Below are 17,486 nucleotides of genomic sequence, written 5' to 3'. Positions count from 1 at the left end.
CGTCAGTGGCGGTGGCCGCGCACGCGGACCTTGAACGACATCGCCGGGCCCGGGGTCGGGGCCGTCTTCGTCGCCAGGGTGTAGCCGGGCGACGGCAGCTCCAGGTCGAGCCGGTGGAACAGCCGCGCCATGGAGAACGCCATCTGCACGTCGGCGAAGCTCTTGCCCAGGCAGGTGTGCGGGCCGCGGCCGTACGGCGAGTACGCGCCCGGGCGCAGGTGCTCGGAGCGCGGCTTCTCGTAGCGGGTGATGTCGAACTTCGCCGGCTCCGCGAAGTACTCCTCCAGGAAGTGCGGGACCGTGGTGCCGACGTAGACCGTCTCGCCGGCGCGGACGGTGTGGCCCTCGAACGTGAAGTCGCGGGTGGCGGTGCGGGTCAGGGCGACCGCGATCGGGTACAGCCGCATCGTCTCCATGAGCGCGTACCGGATCGACGGGATCTTGCGCAGGTCCTCGTCCTGCAGCGAGCCGCCGCCGGAGAAGAGGGCGTCGGCCTCGGCGCGCACCTGCTCGAGCACCTCGGGGTGCTTGAGCACGGCGTACACGAACGCGGCCGTGGTGTTGGCGACGGTGTCGAGCCCGGCGACGTACGGGCCGGTGAGGGCCATCGTCATGTCCTGCGCGGGCAGGGCGTCGGGACGGTTCAGGTGTACGTGCACCAGGTCTTCGACCAGGATGCGGTCCTCGTCCGGCTTGCCGGCGGTGGCGCGCAGGTCGGCGAGCATGCGGTCGCCGAGCTCGAAGACGCGCGACTTCGCCCGGCGGTACTTCGGGTGGCGCAGCAGCACCCGGGGCCGCTGCCGGGTGACGAGCACGTTCAGCACGTACAACGTCATCGTCCGGATGTCGGGCACGTACTCCAGCGGCGCGTTGCCGGTCAGGATCGTGCCCAGCTGGTCGGTGACCAGGTACTGCAGGGCGTGCACGACGGAGACCCGCGCGCCGGGGCGCCAGTCGCGGTCGATGACCCGGTCGGTGATCTCGACCAGTTCGTCCAGGCGGCCCCGCAGCGCCTCCCTGGAGTACCCCCGCCGCATGATCTCGCGGAGCTCCTTGTGGCTCTCGCCGTCCTCGCCGAGGATCGTGCGCGTCCCGCCGTACTCGTCGAGGAAGTCCTGCCAGAACTCCTTCGAGCGCAGGCACTCGCGCCCCTCGCGGGAGCCCATGAACGCGGCCGCCTCGGCGCCGGCGAGCACCGTATACGTGCGGTTGAGCAGCCGCATCCGGTAGACCGGCCCGTGCTCGCGGTACGCGCGGGCGAAGAACGCCGCGGGGTCTCGGGACATCTCGAGGGCGTTGCCGACGACCGGCAGCCCGGGGACCTGTGGGATCTCCGTAGCGATCATAGACACTGATCGTATCGAAGTACGACGCTGCGTGATGTCCTGCGCGTTACGGCCTAAGCTCGTCCGTATGACGGTCGTGATCACCGCTCCGCAGGACTGGAGGATTCCGGGGTACCGCGTGTTCCTCGCCGGCGCCATCGACAGCGGCAGCGCCGTCGACTGGCAGGCCGAGGTGGTCGCCGCGCTGGCCGGCCGGCCGGGCCTGGTCCTGCTCAACCCGCGGCGCGCCGACTACGCGACGGCGCAGCTCGACGAGCAGATCGCCTGGGAGCTCGACGCGCTGGAGGCGGCCGACCGCATCCTGATGTGGTTCCCGGCCGGTTCGGTGGCGCCCGTGTCGATGTTGGAGACGGGCCTCTACCTGCGGTCGGGCAAGCTGCTGCTCGGCGCCGACCCGGGGTTCGCGCGGCGGCGGAACCTGGAGCTGACGGCGGCCCGCTTCGGCGTCGTCGTCCACGATGCGCTGCCGGGACTGATCAAGCTGCTGGAACCGGAGTAGGTTCGCGGACGTGCTCTCGTTGTCCAGCGCCGCCGGCCGGTGGGTGCTCACCGCGACCATCCTCGGCTCCGGCATCGCATCCATCGACGCCACCGTCGTCGGCATCGCGCTGCCGGCGATCGGCCGCTCGTTCGGCGCCGGCCTGGAGACGCTCCAGTGGGTCGTCACCGCGTACACCCTCACCCTCGCCGGCCTGCTGCTGCTCGCCGGCGCGCTCGGCGACCGGTACGGACGGCGCCGCGTCTTCCTCATCGGCGTCGTGTGGTTCGCGGTCGCGTCGGTGCTGTGCGGGATCGCGCCGGACGCCGGCACGCTCGTCGGCGCGCGGGCCCTGCAGGGCGTGGGCGCCGCGCTGCTCACGCCGGGCAGCCTCGCGATCCTGCAGGCGTCGTTCCGCCCCGAGGACCGCAGCCGGGCGATCGGCGCCTGGTCGGGCCTCGGCGGCGTGGCAACAGCGATCGGCCCGTTCCTCGGCGGCTGGCTGGTGGGCCTCGGCCCGTCCGCCTGGCGGCTGATCTTCGCCATCAACGTCCCGATCGCGGCGGCGGTCGTCGCGATCGCGTGGCGGCACGTGCCGGAGTCGCGTGACCCGGAGGCGACCGGCCGGGTCGACCTGCCCGGCGGGATCCTGGTCACGGGCGGGTTGATGGCGCTCACGTACGGGCTGATCCAGGGCCACGCCGTCGCGCTCGGCGCCGGCGCCGTCCTCCTGGCCGCGTTCGTCTGGTGGCAGGCCCGCGCCCCGCACCCGATGCTCCCGCTGAGCCTGTTCGCCTCGACGCAGTTCACGGCCACGAATGTGGTCACGTTCATCGTCTACGGCGCGCTCGGCGGCGCCCTGTTCCTGCTGCCGATCCAGCTGCAGAACGTCTCCGGCTACTCCCCGCTGGAGGCCGGCGTCTCCCTCCTGCCCGTCACGATCCTCATGCTGCTGCTCTCGGCCCGCTCGGGCGCCCTGGCCAGCCGCATCGGTCCCCGCCTGCAGATGGCCGCCGGCCCGATCATCGCCGGGCTCGGGATGGCACTGTTCGCCCGCATCGGCCCGGACGGCGACTACCTCACCGAGGTGCTGCCGGCGGTGCTGGTCCTGGGCCTGGGCCTGTCCACGACGGTCGCCCCGCTCACCGCCACGGTCCTGGCCGCGGCCCCGTCCAGCCACGCCGGCATGGCCTCGGCCGTCAACAACGACGTGGCCCGGGCCGCGGGCCTGATCGCGGTGGCCGTCCTGCCGATGGCCGCGGGGATCACCAGCCAGGCGTACCTCGACCCGCCCCGCCTCTCGGCGGGCTTCCACACCGCGGTCCTGATCTGCGCCGCCCTCTGCGTGGCGGCGGGCCTGCTGGCGGCGGTGACGGTCCGCAACCCGAGGCGCCCCGCGCCTGCGCCGGGCGCGCCGCCGGCGGTGACGGAGGAGAAGCCCTGGCACCACTGCGGCCTCGACGGCCCGCCGCTGCGCACCCACCAGCCGGCCTCCGGGGAGCGGTAACCGCGCGCGGCCGGTCGTGGAACCGTCCGGCGCCGGGGCGCGTCACACCGCACATGGACTCAACCGCGCGGGGTGCTGCCCGCGTCCGGGCGACGGTCGTACCGGCGCTGATCGGACTGGCCGTGGTCGCGGCCCTCACGGCCTGCGCACCGAAGGAGATCGCACCGGGCATCCCGCCCGGAGGACCGCAGATCCATCCCGGTTGGACGTCGTGCGCCGAGGAGGTCCTCGGCATCCCGCAGCCGCTCACCGATCCCGCCATGTCGCCCGCCGCTCCCGACGTGCCCGGCGCCGCTCCCGTCGCCTCGGCCACCGGCCCCGCCCTGCCGACCGGCGCTCCGGGCGCGGGTACGAACAGCGCGGCCGTCGCCAGCGGCGGCCCCGGCGCTCCCGCCTCGGCCGGCGCACCGGGCTCACCGGGAGCCGGCACTGCGGGCGGTCCGGGAGCCGGTGACTCCGGCGCCTGGAAGCAGCCCGCGTGGCTGCCCGACGACTCGGCCCTGCGGATGCCGCGGCTGGCGGCGGACTTCGATCCCGTGGGCGTCGTCCTCTGCGCGTCGGCCGCGCGGACGGAGGACGACGGCGGCGAGGCCATGTTCCTCGACGAGATGCGGGGTTCGGACACCGCCGCGCTGGTACGAGCGGTGCGGCTGCCCGACGCGCCCCAGACCGCCGCGGCGTGCAACCTCGACCTGCCGGGCCTGCCGTGGTTCGCGCTGCTGGCCGCCGACGGCTCGTGGGTGCGCCCGGGCGTGCCCGCCGACGCCTGCGGGAAGATCCGCATCGAGGTCCGGGACGCGGTGCGGCAGCTGCGCCTGGAGCGGGTCGCGTCGACCCGGCTGCATACGACCCTCTCGGCGGGGGCGGCGGCCTCCGGCTGCGGCCAGTCATACTCGGACATGGTCGCGACCGTGGCCTTCGACCGCGAGCCCCCGACGTCCGGCCCGATCGACCTGCCACCGGCCGGCACTGCGGTGCGCCTGTGCGTGTACCGCGTGCCCGCCGCCGAGCAGGGCACCGCCAAGCCCGCCGGCGAGTTCGACCGCGGCGCCGTCCTGCCCGCGACGGCCTGGGCCGCGGTCCGGTCCGCGCTGCCGCAGCCGGGCTCGGCCACCGCCCCGCTCCGCGCCCCCGCCGCCTGCACCGCCCATGCCTCCCGGTTCGCCCGGCTGGCCCCGGCCGAGACCGACGCCCCCGAGGTGTTCGTGGAGCTGGACGCCTGCCACCGCGTCCTCTACGTCTCGGTCGGCGGCACCGTACTCGCCCAGGGCTCCCCCGACCTGGCCCGCCTCCTGTCCCAGTAGCGAAGCCGTCCCGCCCGCCACCGGCAGCCCAACCCCGGCCCATGATCGATGGAGCCATCTGGTCGCCATGACGACCGAAACTCTCCATCGATCATGGGCCCGCGGGTCGGGCCACTTCGGCCGGCATGCTCCGGCGATTAGGCTCGGTTTGAGGGGGTGATCTCGATGCCCAGATTCCTTATCGAGGCGACCTACACGGCCGACGGACTCCACGGGCTGCTCAAGGAAGGGGGCAGCGGACGAGTCGAGGCGGTCGAGAAGATGGCCCAAAGTGTCGGCGGGCGAATGGAGTCGTTCGACTTCTCCTTCGGGGAGCCCGACGTGCATGTGATCTGCGACCTGCCCGACAGCAGGGCCGCCGCGGCCGTGACGCTCGCGATTGGCGTAGCTGGTGGGGCCACCGCCAAAACCTTTGCGCTGCTGACCCCGGCAGAGGTCGACGAAGCGGTCAGGCAGACCGTCGACTACCGCGCGCCTGGCGCCTGATCGGGCTGCATCCGGGCTGGTCAGTTGCGAGAGCACGCGAGTGGCCGGCCCGCTCGGCGACCTCGGGCGCGTGCGCACCGCAGGCGTGAGCCTGCGTCCGTGCCGAAGCGGTCGACATGCCCCGCAAGACGTCACCAGCTCGTGGTCACGGCCCCTATCGACGGGCTTGTTCCTCGACGGTGGCGACGAGGCGGTCACGGAGTAGGGCGTGGCGGAACTGCCAGACGCCGCCGGCTTGCCGGAGGACACCGCGTCGGTGGGCGTCGGCCAGGAATGCCATGAGGCGCCACGGCAACCGACCCTTGCCGCACCACCACAGCCGAGCCACCTCGAATCGCAGCCAAGCTCCAAGCGTGACCCCGACCCCAAGCGCGACCGCGAGCCCGCCCGCGAGCCCGCCCGCAAGCGCAGCCACGAGCGCAGCCACGAGCCCGCCCCGAAGCCCAATCACGAGGATCAGGAGCCCTGCGGGGAGGGTGGCCACGAGCCCGGCCGTGATAACTCGGCGGCGATCACCACGCAGCAGTCCGACCGGGTCGGTGGCGGCTGGCACATCGGCGTCGTTGACACGCAACAACGTCGTGAATTCCGCCCCGAACCCGAACACGAGCCCGAGCGGGAGCCCGTACACGAGTGCAACCGTGAACCCGAATGCAAGCCCGGTCCCGAGAGCGATCGTGACAGCGAGCGCGAGGACGGCCGCGAGCTGGCGGGAAAAGAATCTGCTCGTCCGACGCCATCGGATCCGACGGCGAGCAGGGTGAGGCGCCAGTGCACCCCCGAACATGATCCCGAACACGACCCCGAACATCATCCCAACCCACCAGAACCCGATGCCGAGCCCGATGCCGAGCCCGATCGCGAATTTCAATGGCCGGGGGACGGCGAGGGTGAGTTGCCACCAGGCGAGGTCCTGGGTATCACGGTGATGCATGTCGATGGCAAGGTGTTGTAGCCATCGGTGGGCGTCGTCGCGTCGCCAGGTGTTGCCGTCTGGGGCGGGTTCGGGTGGGTCAGGGTAGGCGGTGGGGATGAGCCGGTCGAGTAGGCGGGAGTGTATGGAGTCGATGTCGGGCAGGTGAAGGAGCTCGGTCGGGTCGTTGTCGGCCCGATCTGGATCGGTGTAGGTGGTGCGGGCCAGGTCGACCCAGAGGGGCGCCGACAGTGCGGCAGCGAGCCGCCCGCCGCAATCTGCGGCGTCGCGGGTGAACACGTCCGCCCAGCTGACCGGACGGGCGGTGGTCAACTGCAGGTAGTCACGCACTGTTGCTGCAAGCAGCGCGGTCAGCTCCAGGACGGCGGCGGCAGCCAGAGTATTGCCAGCCAGGGCGGCGAGGGCATCGAGGTACTCGGCGGTGCGGCTGGTCAGCACGATCGGGGTGTCCACGAAGGTGTTGCTGATGGCCTGCAACGCCTGCCTGCGGCGGGGTTCGGGCATCTCGTCGAGCCCGTCCAGCAGCGGCATCAGGTGGCGGATGGGGACCGGACGGCGGTGGCCGTAGTCGGCGTCGAGCCGGGTGGTGATCCACCGTTCGAGGGTTTGTTCGTCGGGGTTCCAGGTCGACAGCCGCAGCAGGACCGGCACCGGCAGTGGGCCAGAGCGCGCGTCGCGGGCGGCGGCCTGCTCACGTTCGGCCAGCAGGGTGAGGGTGAGCCGGAGCAGCAGCGCGGTCTTGCCCGCGCCAGGGTCGCCGAGGAGCACGATGCGCCCGCGGAGCAGCGGGTCGGTCACGGTCCGGTGGAAGGCGTCCGGGTGGGCCAGGTCGACCACGCCGGCCAGGTCGAGCGGCTCGTCACGCCCGTCGGCGCGGACGTTGGCCCAGTGGTCGGCGATCGGCGGACCGATCGTGGTCCACGCGGTGGGCAGCGGTCGAGGGTTGAGCAGCCGCCGACGGGCCTGCTCCGGTTTCCACACCGCTGTCACCGAGCTGGCCAGTCCGGCCAGTTCCCGCTCCACGTCCACAGGATGATCCGGTGTTGCGGCGCCGCCGGTCGGCCCAGGCAGGGCGAGCAGGAGGGCGCGACCTGCGACGTTCTTCCCTGGCGTTCGCTCGCCCACCGCACGGTCCCCTCGCCGCCCACCATCGTGTGAGCACCGGAGCGTATCGACATGCCGACCCGGACAACAGGCACCGGACGGACCCGTCACGCCACCCGTACCACCAGCTGGACCCCCACCTGCACGCTGACCTGCCACGCCCTCGCGCCTTCCGGCGTGTCGCCGCCGGCGCGGTACAGGATCCCGGGCTCCCGCATGTTCCAGTGCTGGTCCTGTCCCCACACGTCGGACCGCAGCCGCCGAACCGGACCTTGAACAGGCCGCCCTGCCATGGCGCGGCCGGCGTGGGGTGGACGAGGTCCATAACGTCGCCGAACCGGAACCCGCGCGTCTGGCCGTCGTACTTGAGGAGGGTCCGTTCGGTGTAGAGCCGCTGGACGGCGTCGGCGACGCCTCGCTTCACCGGCTTCGGGATCGCCCGCCCGTGGCGGGACGTGGTCGGCGTATCGGCTGCCGATTTCCGGCCGGTTCGTAGAAGGTGTTCTCGCCGACCATGTTCGTGACGGCCAGCAGGAAAATAGCTCGGACTTGACGTCCGCGGGCGTAGCCGGCGCCGCCTTCGTGGGTCGCGCCGCTGGAACGTGCTCGGTGATGATGGGGCCGGTGCCGGGCGCGGGGCGGACGGTCCGGGTGTTGAGCTTGGCCACGAAAGCTCCTTCCGCACCGGGAGGAGCCGCGTCGTTCAGTTGCGGGTGCCCGAGGTCACGTCGGTGTCGGCCCATACGTGCTAACCGTTACACCATCGGTCCAGCGGCGACCGCGCCCGAGATGCTCCCGTGCGGACGGGGCTGATCGTGACGAGCCTGGTCTACAGGCCAGCGGCACCTATGGCGGCCCGATGATGCCCGGACCGCCCAGCGACGGCCCGGTGGGGATCGGTTCGAGCCGTCAGCGAAAGGGATTCGCCTTTACGCCTATGCATCCGACAAGGGGCACAAGACAGCATGGTGAGGCGCCACCTCGGTGTACGAATCCCGAGATGGCGCCTACTGTAGAAGGGCTACTGACCTGTTACGTGGCGGTAGATGGTCCATGCTGCGGCAGCAACCGTCAGCAGGACGCACGCGCGGACGGTCCGACGCCAGTCGGCCAAGACATGCCGGACCGTCCGCGCGATCTCACGTATGAGGACTTCCATCTCGGTTCACCTCCTTTCCTCGTTTCGAACTCCGCCCAACGGCGCCCGTCAAGCGACGTTGACAGCCCTCGCTCGGACGTGAGCGCCGCGGGCGGGGATCGGTTCGCCTTGCCTTTTCTGCGAGATGGTGACCTCGCCGCTCTCGATGCGCATGACCTTCGACAGTGACCAGTCCATGGCGTCGGCGACCTGGCCCTGTGTGTAGCCCTTGGCGTTGCGCGCGTCGCGGATGGCCAGCCGGACTCGCCGGCGCGCCACCGCGGGCGTATCACCCAGGCTCATGCGCGTGTGCCCCTCGTTGGACCCGTCCGTTGACCTTGAAGTACATCCGCTTGGCGCGTGATGGCTAGCTGTATCGCAGATTGCGGCTCACCGTACTGATCTGAAACCTGGCTTGGGTTGGACGTCTGGGGTGTCGGCGGCGCATGCCCATCGGTGGCGGATCATGCGGTCGTGCGAATTGGACCGCCTGACATTGTCTGCGCTTGGTTTGGCCGTCACCACTTGCCTGCCAGCTTTGTAGCAGATCGTGACCTACCGCACAGTAGGTCGCCTGCGAGACGACCGCTCGCTGCAGGCGGCCTTGACGTGCGGATTCGCGGTCTCTGCGCAGGCGAGGACGGTTAGGCGCGGCGCTCGAGCGCGCGGATCAGCGCCCGTCGTACGTGACCGAACGTTGTCGCGTTGGTCGTGCTGAAGAGCCGGACGTCGCGGGCGCCGTAGCGGGCGCGGATCTCCTGGGTCGAGCGGAAGCGGCTGCCGCGGCCGTGCTGGACGATGTACGGCTCCCCGCTCGTCGTCGAGGCGGTAGCGCACCGGGTAGGGGCCGAGGATGATGAGTATCACCGTTACCCCTCCGCGTAAGCGTCGAGTCGACGGGAAACACAACAGCACCCGGTCGCCGCCGGGTGCTGTTGCCGTTTCCGCCTCGCGGGCCCTTCGGGCCCGTATGCACGTGGTCTGACGCCGTATCACTATTCGCTAGGTGGCAGTCTGCGATATCGCAGGCTACAGCGTGACCCGTTAGCCAAGCACGTAGCGGCACGGACGGTCGTCAACGTGGTCACTCTGGCCGGTCGGGCGCCGGCTGCACCTGGAGTCCATGCCCGCCGATCGGTTCCCGATGATGGTCGAGCTCGCCGGCACCTATACCCACGAGCCTGACCTGGACCGTTATTACACCTTCGGCGTCGAGCCCGTCATGGACGGCGTGGCGAAAATGGCGTCGAGCCGGCGGGTAGCATCTGGGGTCAGCGGCGAAGCAATCGCCGGGTGACCCGACCACGGTGGCCGCCCGGAACGGTCGCCGGACGGTATTGGCCAACTCAACCAGTAGAAGGTGCGCGGAAGCATGCTCGACATCGAGTTGATTCGCAAGGACCGGGCCTCGGTGGAGGCCGCCCTGTCCAAGAGGCTCGACCCGTCCGAGGTGTCCCGTGCGCTGAGTGCCATCGCCGACCTCGACCAGCAGCGGCGCGAGCTCATCGGCGCGATCGACGCCGAGCGGCAGCGGCGCAAGGAGGAGGCCCGCGCGTTCGCCGCGGCGAAGCAGGCGGCCCGGCAGGCCGGCGAGGATCCCGACGCGATCCAGGCGGCCGGCCAGGAGGCCGCCGGGCGGGACGCCAAGGCGGCGCTGCAGGAGCTGGAAGACCGGCTCGGCGAGGTTCAGGACCAGCTGCAGACCGCCATGAGCGAGCTGCCCAACCTGCCCAGCGACGACGTGGTGGCCGGCGGCAAGGAGGCCAACCAGGTCGTCAAGGTGTTCGGTCAGCAGCCGCAGATCGAGCGCGTCCGCGACCACGTCACGCTCGCCACCGAGCTGGGCCTCGTCGACTTCGAGCGCGGCGTGAAGCTCGGCGGCTCGGGCTTCTGGATCTACACCGGCTGGGGCGCGCGCCTCGAGTGGGCGCTGGTCAACTGGTTCATCGACCGGCACTTCGCGGCCGGCTACCAGTTCATGCTGCCCCCGCACCTGCTGCTCGACTCGGCCGGCTACGCCGCCGGGCAGTTCCCGAAGTTCTACGACGATGTGTTCCACCTCGCCGTCCCCGAGGGCGAGCGGGGCCAGTTCCTGCTGCCCACCTCGGAGACCGCGATCCTGGGGGCCTACCAGAACGAGATCTTCGAGACCGGCGACCTGCCGCACAAGGCGTATGCGTACACGCCGTGCTACCGCAGCGAGAAGGCCGGCTCGCACTCCGACGAGCGCGGCACCGTGCGCGGCCACCAGTTCAACAAGGTGGAGATCTTCCAGTTCACCACCCAGGAGGACGGCGAGAAGACGCTCGAGGAGATGGTCGACTACGCCGAGGGCCTGGTCGACGCGCTCGGGCTGCACTTCCGCCGCTCGCTGCTGGCGGCCGGCGACGCGAGCGCCTCGATGCGCAAGACCATCGACATCGAGGTCTGGATGCCGAGCACCCAGAAGTACAAGGAGGTGTCGTCGGTGTCCTGGGCCGGCGACTACCAGGCCCGCCGGGCCGGCATCCGCTACCGGGTGCCCGGCTCGAAGAACAACAAGTTCGTCCACACGCTCAACGGCTCGGCCCTCGCGACCAGCCGCATCTTCCCGGCCATCCTGGAGCAGTTCCAGCAGCCCGACGGCTCGGTGCTGGTGCCCGAGGTGCTCCGTGACCGGGTCGGCACCGACCGGATCGTGCAGCCGGCGAAGCGCAAGGCGTAGCGCCCGTGGTCGTGGCGCGCCCGCCGGCCGGGTGCGCCACGACACACGCCGCCGACACCCTGCCCGGCACCGGGCGTTGCTATGATCGTCTACGCGAAGGGGAGTAGTCCCTAACTGCCCGGTCGACACACTGGCGCCCTCGGGTGCCCGGCCGGCAGGCCTCCGCGATCGTCCAGGCGATCGTGAGGCGGACGAGACTTTCGACTCAGCTGTCAGCGGCAAGTTTGCTGGACGGCCGGGTCGAGGTCGTCCGCTGCGGCGCGTTCCTCCTCCCGGCGGTCCACCGGGAAGGGTTGGAATTGAGCGGGTTCCTTGCGGCACTGGCCATCAGCTTCGGCGTCATCTTCGTCGCCGAGCTCGGCGACAAGTCCCAGTTGATGGCGCTGACGTTCGCCACCAGGTTCCGTCCGGTGCCGGTCCTCATCGGCATCACCGTCGCCACCGCGGTGGTGCACCTCGTGTCGGTCGGCGTCGGCTACGGCCTCGGCGCCGCACTGCCGACCGGCTGGATCTCGCTCGTCGCGGCGCTGGCGTTCTTCGCGTTCGGCGCGTGGACCCTGCGCGGGGACAGGCTCACCGACGAGGAGCGGTCCAAGGCCGAGAAGACGAACCGGTCGGCGATCGTGGCCGTAGGCGTGGCGTTCTTCCTCGCCGAGCTCGGCGACAAGACGATGCTGGCGACCATCACCCTCGCCACCCAGCACGGATGGTTCGGTACCTGGATCGGCTCCACCGTCGGCATGGTCGCCGCCGACGCCCTGGCCATCCTGGTCGGCCGGATGCTGGGCAAGCGGCTGCCGGAGCGGGCCATCAAGTACGGCGCGGCGGCCCTGTTCGCGCTGTTTGGCGCGTGGCTGCTGGTCGAGGCCCTGCGCGAACTGCTGTAAGGCGGGTGAGAGGCGGCCTGCGGGCCGCCTCTCAGCGCGCGCAGCAGCCTGCGGGCCGCCTCTCAGCGCGCGCAGCGGCCGCAGGTGCCGAAGATCTCCAGCGTGTGGCTGACGTCGGTGAAGCCGTGCTCCTCCCCGATCCGGTCGGCCCAGCGCTCGACCGCCGGCCCGAGCACCTCGACGGTGCGGCCGCAGCTGCGGCAGACCAGGTGGTGATGGTGGCGTCCGCTGCACCGGCGGTAGCGCGTGTCGCTCCCCGGCACCTGCATGACGTCGATCTCGTTGCTCTCGGCGAGCAGCTGCAGGGTCCGGTAGACGGTCGTGAGGCCGACGTTGGCGCCGCGCTCACGGAGCATGACGTGCAGCTCCTGGGCGCTGTAGAAGCCGTCGACGTCGCCGAGCAGGGTCATGACCGCGTCGCGCTGCTTGGTGTTGCGCCGGACGGGGTGGACGTCGGCAGGCGGCGCAGCGGATGGATCGACGTGCGTGCCGGCGTGCTGGCTCACGTGGTGCGCCTGGTCGTTCACCCGGAAAGCTTAGCTTACCCTCACCGCGGTGAGCGGGACTCGGAAATGCGCCCACACCTTTCCTGACATCAGTATCGCCCAGCGCCCGAATGGACCAGCGACCGGGGTCGTTGTGACGTGGCGCGCGTCGCGATCCGGGAACTCGGCGGCGGCTCGAAACACCGGCCGCGTACTGTGAGGGAGCATTCGAACGTGGCTTCGAAAACCGGGTCCTGTCAGTGATTATGCGGTCACGCCGCGATCATGGACGGGGCCGGCAGGCGCGCCTGCCGAACACCCACCCGCCCATTCTTCAACGGCTCTGTCTTGGGGGAACTTGTGGCCGACCAGCCCGTAGCGGCTTCAAATAAGCTCGACGCGGCGGTCCTGAAGATCGCCGGCGTGATCGTGCTCGGCGCGATCATGTCGATTCTCGACGTGACGGTCGTGAGCGTCGCGTTGCCGACGTTCCAGAACGAGTTCGACGCGTCGTACGCGCGGGTCGCCTGGACGATGACCGGCTACACGCTCGCGCTCGCGACGGTGATCCCGTTGAGCGGCTGGGCAGCCGACCGCTTCGGCACCAAGCGCCTGTACATGCTGGCGCTGTTCCTGTTCACCGTCGGTTCCGGCCTGTGCGCGACGGCCGACTCGATCAACCAGCTCATCGGCTACCGCGTGCTGCAGGGCCTCGGCGGCGGCATGCTCATGCCGCTCGGCATGACGATCATGACCCGGGCCGCCGGCCCGCACCGGATCGGCCGGCTGATGGCCGTGCTCGGCATCCCGATGCTGCTCGGCCCGATCGGCGGCCCGATCCTCGGCGGCTGGCTCATCGACGTGGCGAGCTGGCACTGGATCTTCCTGATCAACCTGCCGATCGGCCTCATCGCGCTCGTGTACGCCTGGTTCGCGCTGCCGTCTGACAGCCCGGAGCCGTCGGAGTCGTTCGACTTCCTCGGCATGCTGATGCTGTCGCCGGGCCTCGCGCTGTTCCTGTTCGGCGTGTCCTCACTCCCGGAGACCGCAACCATCACGGCGACGAAGGTCTGGTTGCCGATGCTCGTCGGCGCCCTGCTCGTCATCGGGTTCGTGTTCTACTCGTTCAAGCCGCAGCATCCGCTGCTGGACCTGCGGCTGTTCAAGAACCGCAACCTGACGATCGCGTCGCTGTCGCTGTTCGTGTTCATCATCGCGTTCATGGGCGCCGGCCTGCTGTTCCCAAGCTACTTCCTGCAGGTGCGGGGCCAGTCGACGCTGCACGCCGGCCTGCTCATGGCGCCGCAGGGCATCGGCGCGATGCTCACGATGCCGATCGCCGGCATGCTCTCGGACAAGATCCCGGTCGGGCGCACGGTGCCGTTCGCGATGGTGCTCATCGCCGGCGGGTTCTTCACGTTCACGCAGGTCGGGGTCGACACGTCCTACTGGCTGCTGTGCGGGTCGCTGTTCGTCATGGGCCTCGGCATGGGCGGCACGATGATGCCGATCATGACGTCGGCGCTCAAGACGCTCACCCACCACGAGGTGGCCCGCGGTTCGACGCTGGTGAACATCCTCCAGCAGATCGGCGGCTCGATCGGCGGCGCGGTCATGTCGGTCATCCTGACCAGCAACCTCAACAACTCGACGCCGATCCCGGGGGCCGTCGACCCGCAGACCGGCAAGCCGGTCACCGAGGCGGGCCTCGCCATCGCGTCGCAGCTGAAGCCGGAGATCCTGCAGCAGTTCCCGGCGCCGCCGGAGCTGATCCGCAAGGGCCTGGAGTTCGCGGCGGACTCGTTCGCCTCGACGTACTGGGTGGGCTTCATCCTGGTGCTCGCGACGTTCATCCCGATCGCGTTCCTGCCGCGCAAGCGCGAGGTGTCGCACCTCGACGACGACGTGGCGGGCGACCGGCAGGCGCCGGTCATCATCCACTAGTCAGCCCGGGCGAACGGAGCGCCGCGACGAACCCGTCGCGGCGCTCCGGCGTTGCGCCGGGCTTGCGGGCACGAGCAGCCCGGCAACACCCGGCCGGCCGCACGTGCGGCGCCGTCACGCCGGCCCGGGGACGTCGTCGAGGGCCGTGAACACCAGCTTGCCCTCGGCGCGGGCCTGGCGGACCATCTCGTCGGCGCCGGCGGACGGGCCGCCCACGCGCAGCACCGCGTCGCAGCGGCTGAGCAGCCGGGACGAGATCGGATGGAAGATCTCGTCGAAGACGGCATCCCCGACGGTACCGGAGCCGGCCCGCTCGATCAGCGGCAGCGCGAGCGCCTCGCCGGTGACCGGCAGGTGCCCCTGCCGGAACAGCCGCACGGCCACGTCGTTCATGCTGTCGACGTTGGCCCGCAGCTTGGCCGGGTCGTCCCCGGTGCCCGAACGGTACGGGCCGGCGACCAGGATCATCATGGCAGCTCCTCGCAACGATAGATCTCGACACCGGCGGCCCGCAGCGCGGCGAGAGTCTCGGTCGCGGCGGGCGGGGCCGGGGTGGACAGGGAGTCGGTCACCAGGGCGCCGACGGCCTCCAGGGGCGCCACCCGGGCGAAGGCCTGCACGCCGAGCTTGGTGGCGTCGGCGACGACGAGCGTGCGGCCGGCCCGGCGGAGGGCGGCCCGCTTCACGGCGGCGTCGTCGAGGTCGAACTCGGACCAGCCGAGGTCGTGGTGGACGGCGCCGATCGACATCACGAACGTGTCGAAGCGCAGCTGGTCGAGGGCGCTCAGGGCGAGCGGCCCGACCAGGCTGCGCTCCCCCGCCCGCGACTCGCCGCCGATGACGAGCAGGCGGATGCCGGGCTGGTCGGCCAGGCGTACCGCGGCCTGCAGGCTCAGCACGGCCACCGTGAGCGGGGCGCGGGCCGGCAGGTGGGCGGCGAGCTCGGCGGTGGTCGTGCCGGCGTCGAGCAGGACCGTGCTGCCCGGCTCGACCAGGGCGGCCGCGGCCCGCGCGAGGCGCGCCTTCGTGCCGGACTGCCACTGCTCGCGGACGGTGAAGCCGGCCTGGTCGGCGGGGACGTCGAGGGCGACGGCGCCGCCCCGGACCCGGCGGACCAGGCCCTGCTCCTGCAGCTGGTCGAGGTCGCGGCGGACGGTCATCTCCGAGACGCCGAGGCGTTCGGCGAGGTCGGCCAGCGAGAGGCGGCCGCTGCCCCGGACGAGGCGCAGCGTCAGGTCGAGTCGGTCGGGCACGGGCACCCGCCGAATCTAACATTCGCATGTAAGCTTTGAAAGATCACTGTTAGGTATGTGATACCTCGGGCACGGCCACGGGCTCGGCGACCGGCTCGGCCCGGCGGCTGCGGCGCAGGACCGCGTACGCCAGCAGGCCGAGCGGGATGATCATCCAGCACGACAGGAGGCGGTAGACGAGCATCGCGGCCGCGGCCGGGCCCTGGGCGGCGCCGGCCGAGACCAGGCCGGCGAGCAGCGCGACCTCCACCACGCCGATGCCGCCGGGGCTGATCGGGATCTGCCGGACCAGCTGCACCGTGAGGTACACCGTGGCGAGCCTGACCAGGCTGACGTCGATGTCGAACGCGGCGGCGGTCGCCGCCAGGCAGGCGAAGTCGAGGCCCCAGTTGACCGTCGCGTGGAGCAGGGACAGCACCCATGAGCTGCGCGGGAGGCGGCGCAGGTCGGTCAGGGTGCGGCGCACGGCGGCCCGCGCGCCGTGCTCGTCCGGCTCGGCGCCGTCGAGCTCGCCGGCGGACACCGCGCGCCGGGAGAACAGGAAGTCGGCGCCGAACACCAGGGCCGCGACGACGAGCAGGCCGCTGACCAGGACGAGGGTGTCGGTGTTGCCGGTCGCGCCGCCCCGGGGGATGAGGACGACCGCGCCGTACATCAGCACGAGCGCGACGCCGGAGAGCACCGACGACAGGACGGCCACGGCGCCGGCGGTGCGGCGGCTCGCGCCGGCCGTGCGGAACTGGCGGAACGCGAAGCCGGCGGAGACCGCCGAGCCGGCCGGCAGGCTGAAGGAGATCGCCGAGCGGGTGAACGTCACCGCGAACGCCCGCGGCACCGACATGGCGACCCCGAAACCGGCGAGCAGGCGGCGCTGCTGGAGGGCGAAGTGCCGCAGGGACGTGAGCTCGGCGGCCGCCGCGAGCACCAGCCACCACGGGTGGGCCGAGGTCAGGGTGTCGAACGTCTGGCCCGGGTCGGGCAGGTCGTCCCTGAGCGTGACCCCGGCGACGACCAGGACGAGCAGGAGCCCGGCGACACGCAGCACCCGCTTGCGGTTGGCCCCCATGCAATGAGGGTCGCATCTTCCGGTCCCCGCGCGTGCCCGATCCTCAGCGGGAACTCAGTTCCCTGGATCACGTGGGAGGCTGGTCGGATGAAACGACTCGCGCAGGTCGATCAGGGCGCTGTCCTGCCCAGGGACGTCGCGCAGCGGCGGCTGACCCAGGCCCAGGAGCGGCTGCTGCGGCTGCGGCTGACGCTCGGCGGGCAGATCCCGGCCGGCGGCGACCGGAAGCTGGGACCGCCGCTCTGCGTGGTGTTCGAAGGGTGGGACGCGTCGGGCAAGGGCGGCTCGATCAAGCGCCTCGTCGACCACCTCGACCCGCGCCACGTGCGGGTGGCGCAGTTCGCCGCCCCGACGTACGACGAGAAGCGGCACCATTTTCTCTGGCGGTTCTGGCCCGTCCTGCCGGGCTGGGGCGGGATGACGGTGCTGGACCGGTCCTGGTACGGGCGGGTCCTCGTGGAGCGCGTCGAAGGCTTCGCCACGCGGGAGCAGTGGACCCGCGCCTACGACGAGATCGCCGAGTTCGAGCGGACCCTCGCCGCCGAGGGCATGATCCTGGTCAAGTTCTGGCTGCACATCTCGTCCAAGGAGCAGCTGCGCCGGTTCGAGAGTCGGTCGAACGACCCGCTGCGCTCGTGGAAGCTCACCGACGAGGACTGGCGCAACCGCAAGAAGCGCTCCGCGTACAAGGAGGCCATCGAGGACATGCTGGCCCGCACCGACCACCCGGCGGCGCCGTGGACGGTCGTCGCCGCCGACGACAAGGCGACCGCTCGCGTCACCGTGGTCGAGGCGGTGTGCAAGGCGATCGAGGCCGCCGTTTGAAATCCCGTCCGCAGGGTGATGAAGG

Annotated in this window: 17 protein-coding genes; 9 read left to right on the top strand and 8 right to left on the bottom strand. The window is 71.2% G+C overall.

Annotation, left to right across the window (positions count from 1 at the left end):
- Positions 1–2 precede the first annotated feature (2 nt).
- Positions 3–1,346: a cytochrome P450 gene (locus tag IEZ31_RS13640; protein WP_190250174.1), complete on the bottom strand. Its 1,344-nt coding sequence runs from the start codon at positions 1,344–1,346 to the stop codon at positions 3–5.
- 67 nt (positions 1,347–1,413) lie between these two features.
- Here IEZ31_RS13640 and IEZ31_RS13635 point away from each other — a divergent pair, with 67 nt between their 5' ends.
- From IEZ31_RS13635 to IEZ31_RS13620, 4 genes are all read left to right on the top strand, one after another.
- Positions 1,414–1,845 carry a nucleoside 2-deoxyribosyltransferase domain-containing protein gene (locus IEZ31_RS13635; RefSeq protein WP_190250173.1) on the top strand — a complete coding sequence of 144 codons (432 nt, stop codon included), beginning with the start codon at positions 1,414–1,416 and terminating at the stop codon, positions 1,843–1,845.
- A gap of 10 nt (positions 1,846–1,855) precedes the next feature.
- Positions 1,856–3,331 carry an MFS transporter gene (locus tag IEZ31_RS13630; RefSeq protein ID WP_190250172.1) on the top strand — a complete coding sequence of 492 codons (1,476 nt, stop codon included), beginning with the start codon at positions 1,856–1,858 and terminating at the stop codon, positions 3,329–3,331.
- A 53-nt stretch (positions 3,332–3,384) separates the two neighbouring features.
- Positions 3,385–4,635 carry a hypothetical protein gene (locus IEZ31_RS13625; protein ID WP_190250171.1) on the top strand — a complete coding sequence of 417 codons (1,251 nt, stop codon included), beginning with the start codon at positions 3,385–3,387 and terminating at the stop codon, positions 4,633–4,635.
- A 165-nt stretch (positions 4,636–4,800) separates the two neighbouring features.
- Positions 4,801–5,121: a GYD domain-containing protein gene (locus tag IEZ31_RS13620; protein ID WP_190250170.1), complete on the top strand. Its 321-nt coding sequence runs from the start codon at positions 4,801–4,803 to the stop codon at positions 5,119–5,121.
- A 154-nt stretch (positions 5,122–5,275) separates the two neighbouring features.
- Here IEZ31_RS13620 and IEZ31_RS13615 read toward each other — a convergent pair whose 3' ends face one another.
- From IEZ31_RS13615 to IEZ31_RS13605, 3 genes are all read right to left on the bottom strand, one after another.
- The gene (locus IEZ31_RS13615) at positions 5,276–7,078 is read right to left on the bottom strand and encodes an NACHT domain-containing protein (RefSeq protein ID WP_190250169.1); all 1,803 of its coding nucleotides are present in this window, start codon (positions 7,076–7,078) and stop codon (positions 5,276–5,278) included.
- A gap of 188 nt (positions 7,079–7,266) precedes the next feature.
- Positions 7,267–7,404 (bottom strand): hypothetical protein, encoded by a 138-nt coding sequence (locus IEZ31_RS13610; protein WP_190250168.1) that lies wholly within the window; start codon positions 7,402–7,404, stop codon positions 7,267–7,269.
- Between the two features lie 962 nt (positions 7,405–8,366).
- On the bottom strand, positions 8,367–8,600 hold the full coding sequence (locus IEZ31_RS13605; protein ID WP_190250167.1) for a helix-turn-helix domain-containing protein: 234 nt from the start codon (positions 8,598–8,600) through the stop codon (positions 8,367–8,369).
- An 841-nt stretch (positions 8,601–9,441) separates the two neighbouring features.
- On the opposite strand from IEZ31_RS13605, the gene IEZ31_RS13600 reads away from it, so the two are divergent.
- The 3 genes from IEZ31_RS13600 (at position 9,442) to IEZ31_RS13590 (ending at position 11,888) form a co-directional block, all read left to right on the top strand.
- Positions 9,442–9,594, top strand: coding sequence for a hypothetical protein (locus IEZ31_RS13600; protein ID WP_190250166.1), 153 nt, complete (start codon positions 9,442–9,444; stop codon positions 9,592–9,594).
- Positions 9,595–9,669: 75 nt separating this feature from the next.
- A complete protein-coding gene (gene serS / locus IEZ31_RS13595; protein WP_190250165.1) occupies positions 9,670–11,001 on the top strand; it encodes a serine--tRNA ligase in 1,332 nt (443 codons plus the stop codon).
- A 299-nt stretch (positions 11,002–11,300) separates the two neighbouring features.
- Entirely contained in the window at positions 11,301–11,888 is a 588-nt protein-coding gene (locus IEZ31_RS13590; RefSeq protein WP_190250164.1) for a TMEM165/GDT1 family protein, read from the top strand.
- A gap of 62 nt (positions 11,889–11,950) precedes the next feature.
- Here IEZ31_RS13590 and IEZ31_RS13585 read toward each other — a convergent pair whose 3' ends face one another.
- Complete coding sequence (locus tag IEZ31_RS13585; protein WP_268241666.1) at positions 11,951–12,415, bottom strand: Fur family transcriptional regulator; 465 nt, start codon at positions 12,413–12,415, stop codon at positions 11,951–11,953.
- Between the two features lie 318 nt (positions 12,416–12,733).
- Between IEZ31_RS13585 and IEZ31_RS13580 the strand changes: the two genes are divergently transcribed.
- Positions 12,734–14,317: a DHA2 family efflux MFS transporter permease subunit gene (locus IEZ31_RS13580; RefSeq protein WP_229834964.1), complete on the top strand. Its 1,584-nt coding sequence runs from the start codon at positions 12,734–12,736 to the stop codon at positions 14,315–14,317.
- Positions 14,318–14,431: 114 nt separating this feature from the next.
- Here the strand turns inward: IEZ31_RS13580 and IEZ31_RS13575 are convergent, their stop codons facing one another.
- Genes IEZ31_RS13575 through IEZ31_RS13565 form a run of 3 tightly spaced genes read right to left on the bottom strand, consistent with a single transcriptional unit; the run spans position 14,432 to position 16,636 of the window.
- On the bottom strand, positions 14,432–14,788 hold the full coding sequence (locus IEZ31_RS13575) for a DUF4406 domain-containing protein (RefSeq protein ID WP_229834928.1): 357 nt from the start codon (positions 14,786–14,788) through the stop codon (positions 14,432–14,434).
- Complete coding sequence (locus IEZ31_RS13570; RefSeq protein ID WP_190250162.1) at positions 14,785–15,576, bottom strand: DeoR/GlpR family DNA-binding transcription regulator; 792 nt, start codon at positions 15,574–15,576, stop codon at positions 14,785–14,787. Before IEZ31_RS13570 ends, IEZ31_RS13575 begins: the two co-directional genes overlap by 4 nt.
- A gap of 43 nt (positions 15,577–15,619) precedes the next feature.
- The gene (locus tag IEZ31_RS13565) at positions 15,620–16,636 is read right to left on the bottom strand and encodes a lysylphosphatidylglycerol synthase transmembrane domain-containing protein (RefSeq protein WP_190250161.1); all 1,017 of its coding nucleotides are present in this window, start codon (positions 16,634–16,636) and stop codon (positions 15,620–15,622) included.
- 87 nt (positions 16,637–16,723) lie between these two features.
- Between IEZ31_RS13565 and IEZ31_RS13560 the strand changes: the two genes are divergently transcribed.
- Entirely contained in the window at positions 16,724–17,461 is a 738-nt protein-coding gene (locus IEZ31_RS13560) for a polyphosphate kinase 2 family protein (protein WP_190250160.1), read from the top strand.
- Positions 17,462–17,486: the final 25 nt, after the last annotated feature.

The organism is Dactylosporangium sucinum (assembly GCF_014647515.1).
Lineage (GTDB): Bacteria > Actinomycetota > Actinomycetes > Mycobacteriales > Micromonosporaceae > Dactylosporangium > Dactylosporangium sucinum.
Note: the sequence above shows the minus strand (reverse complement) of the source record. Positions and strands in the feature narration are given on the sequence as shown.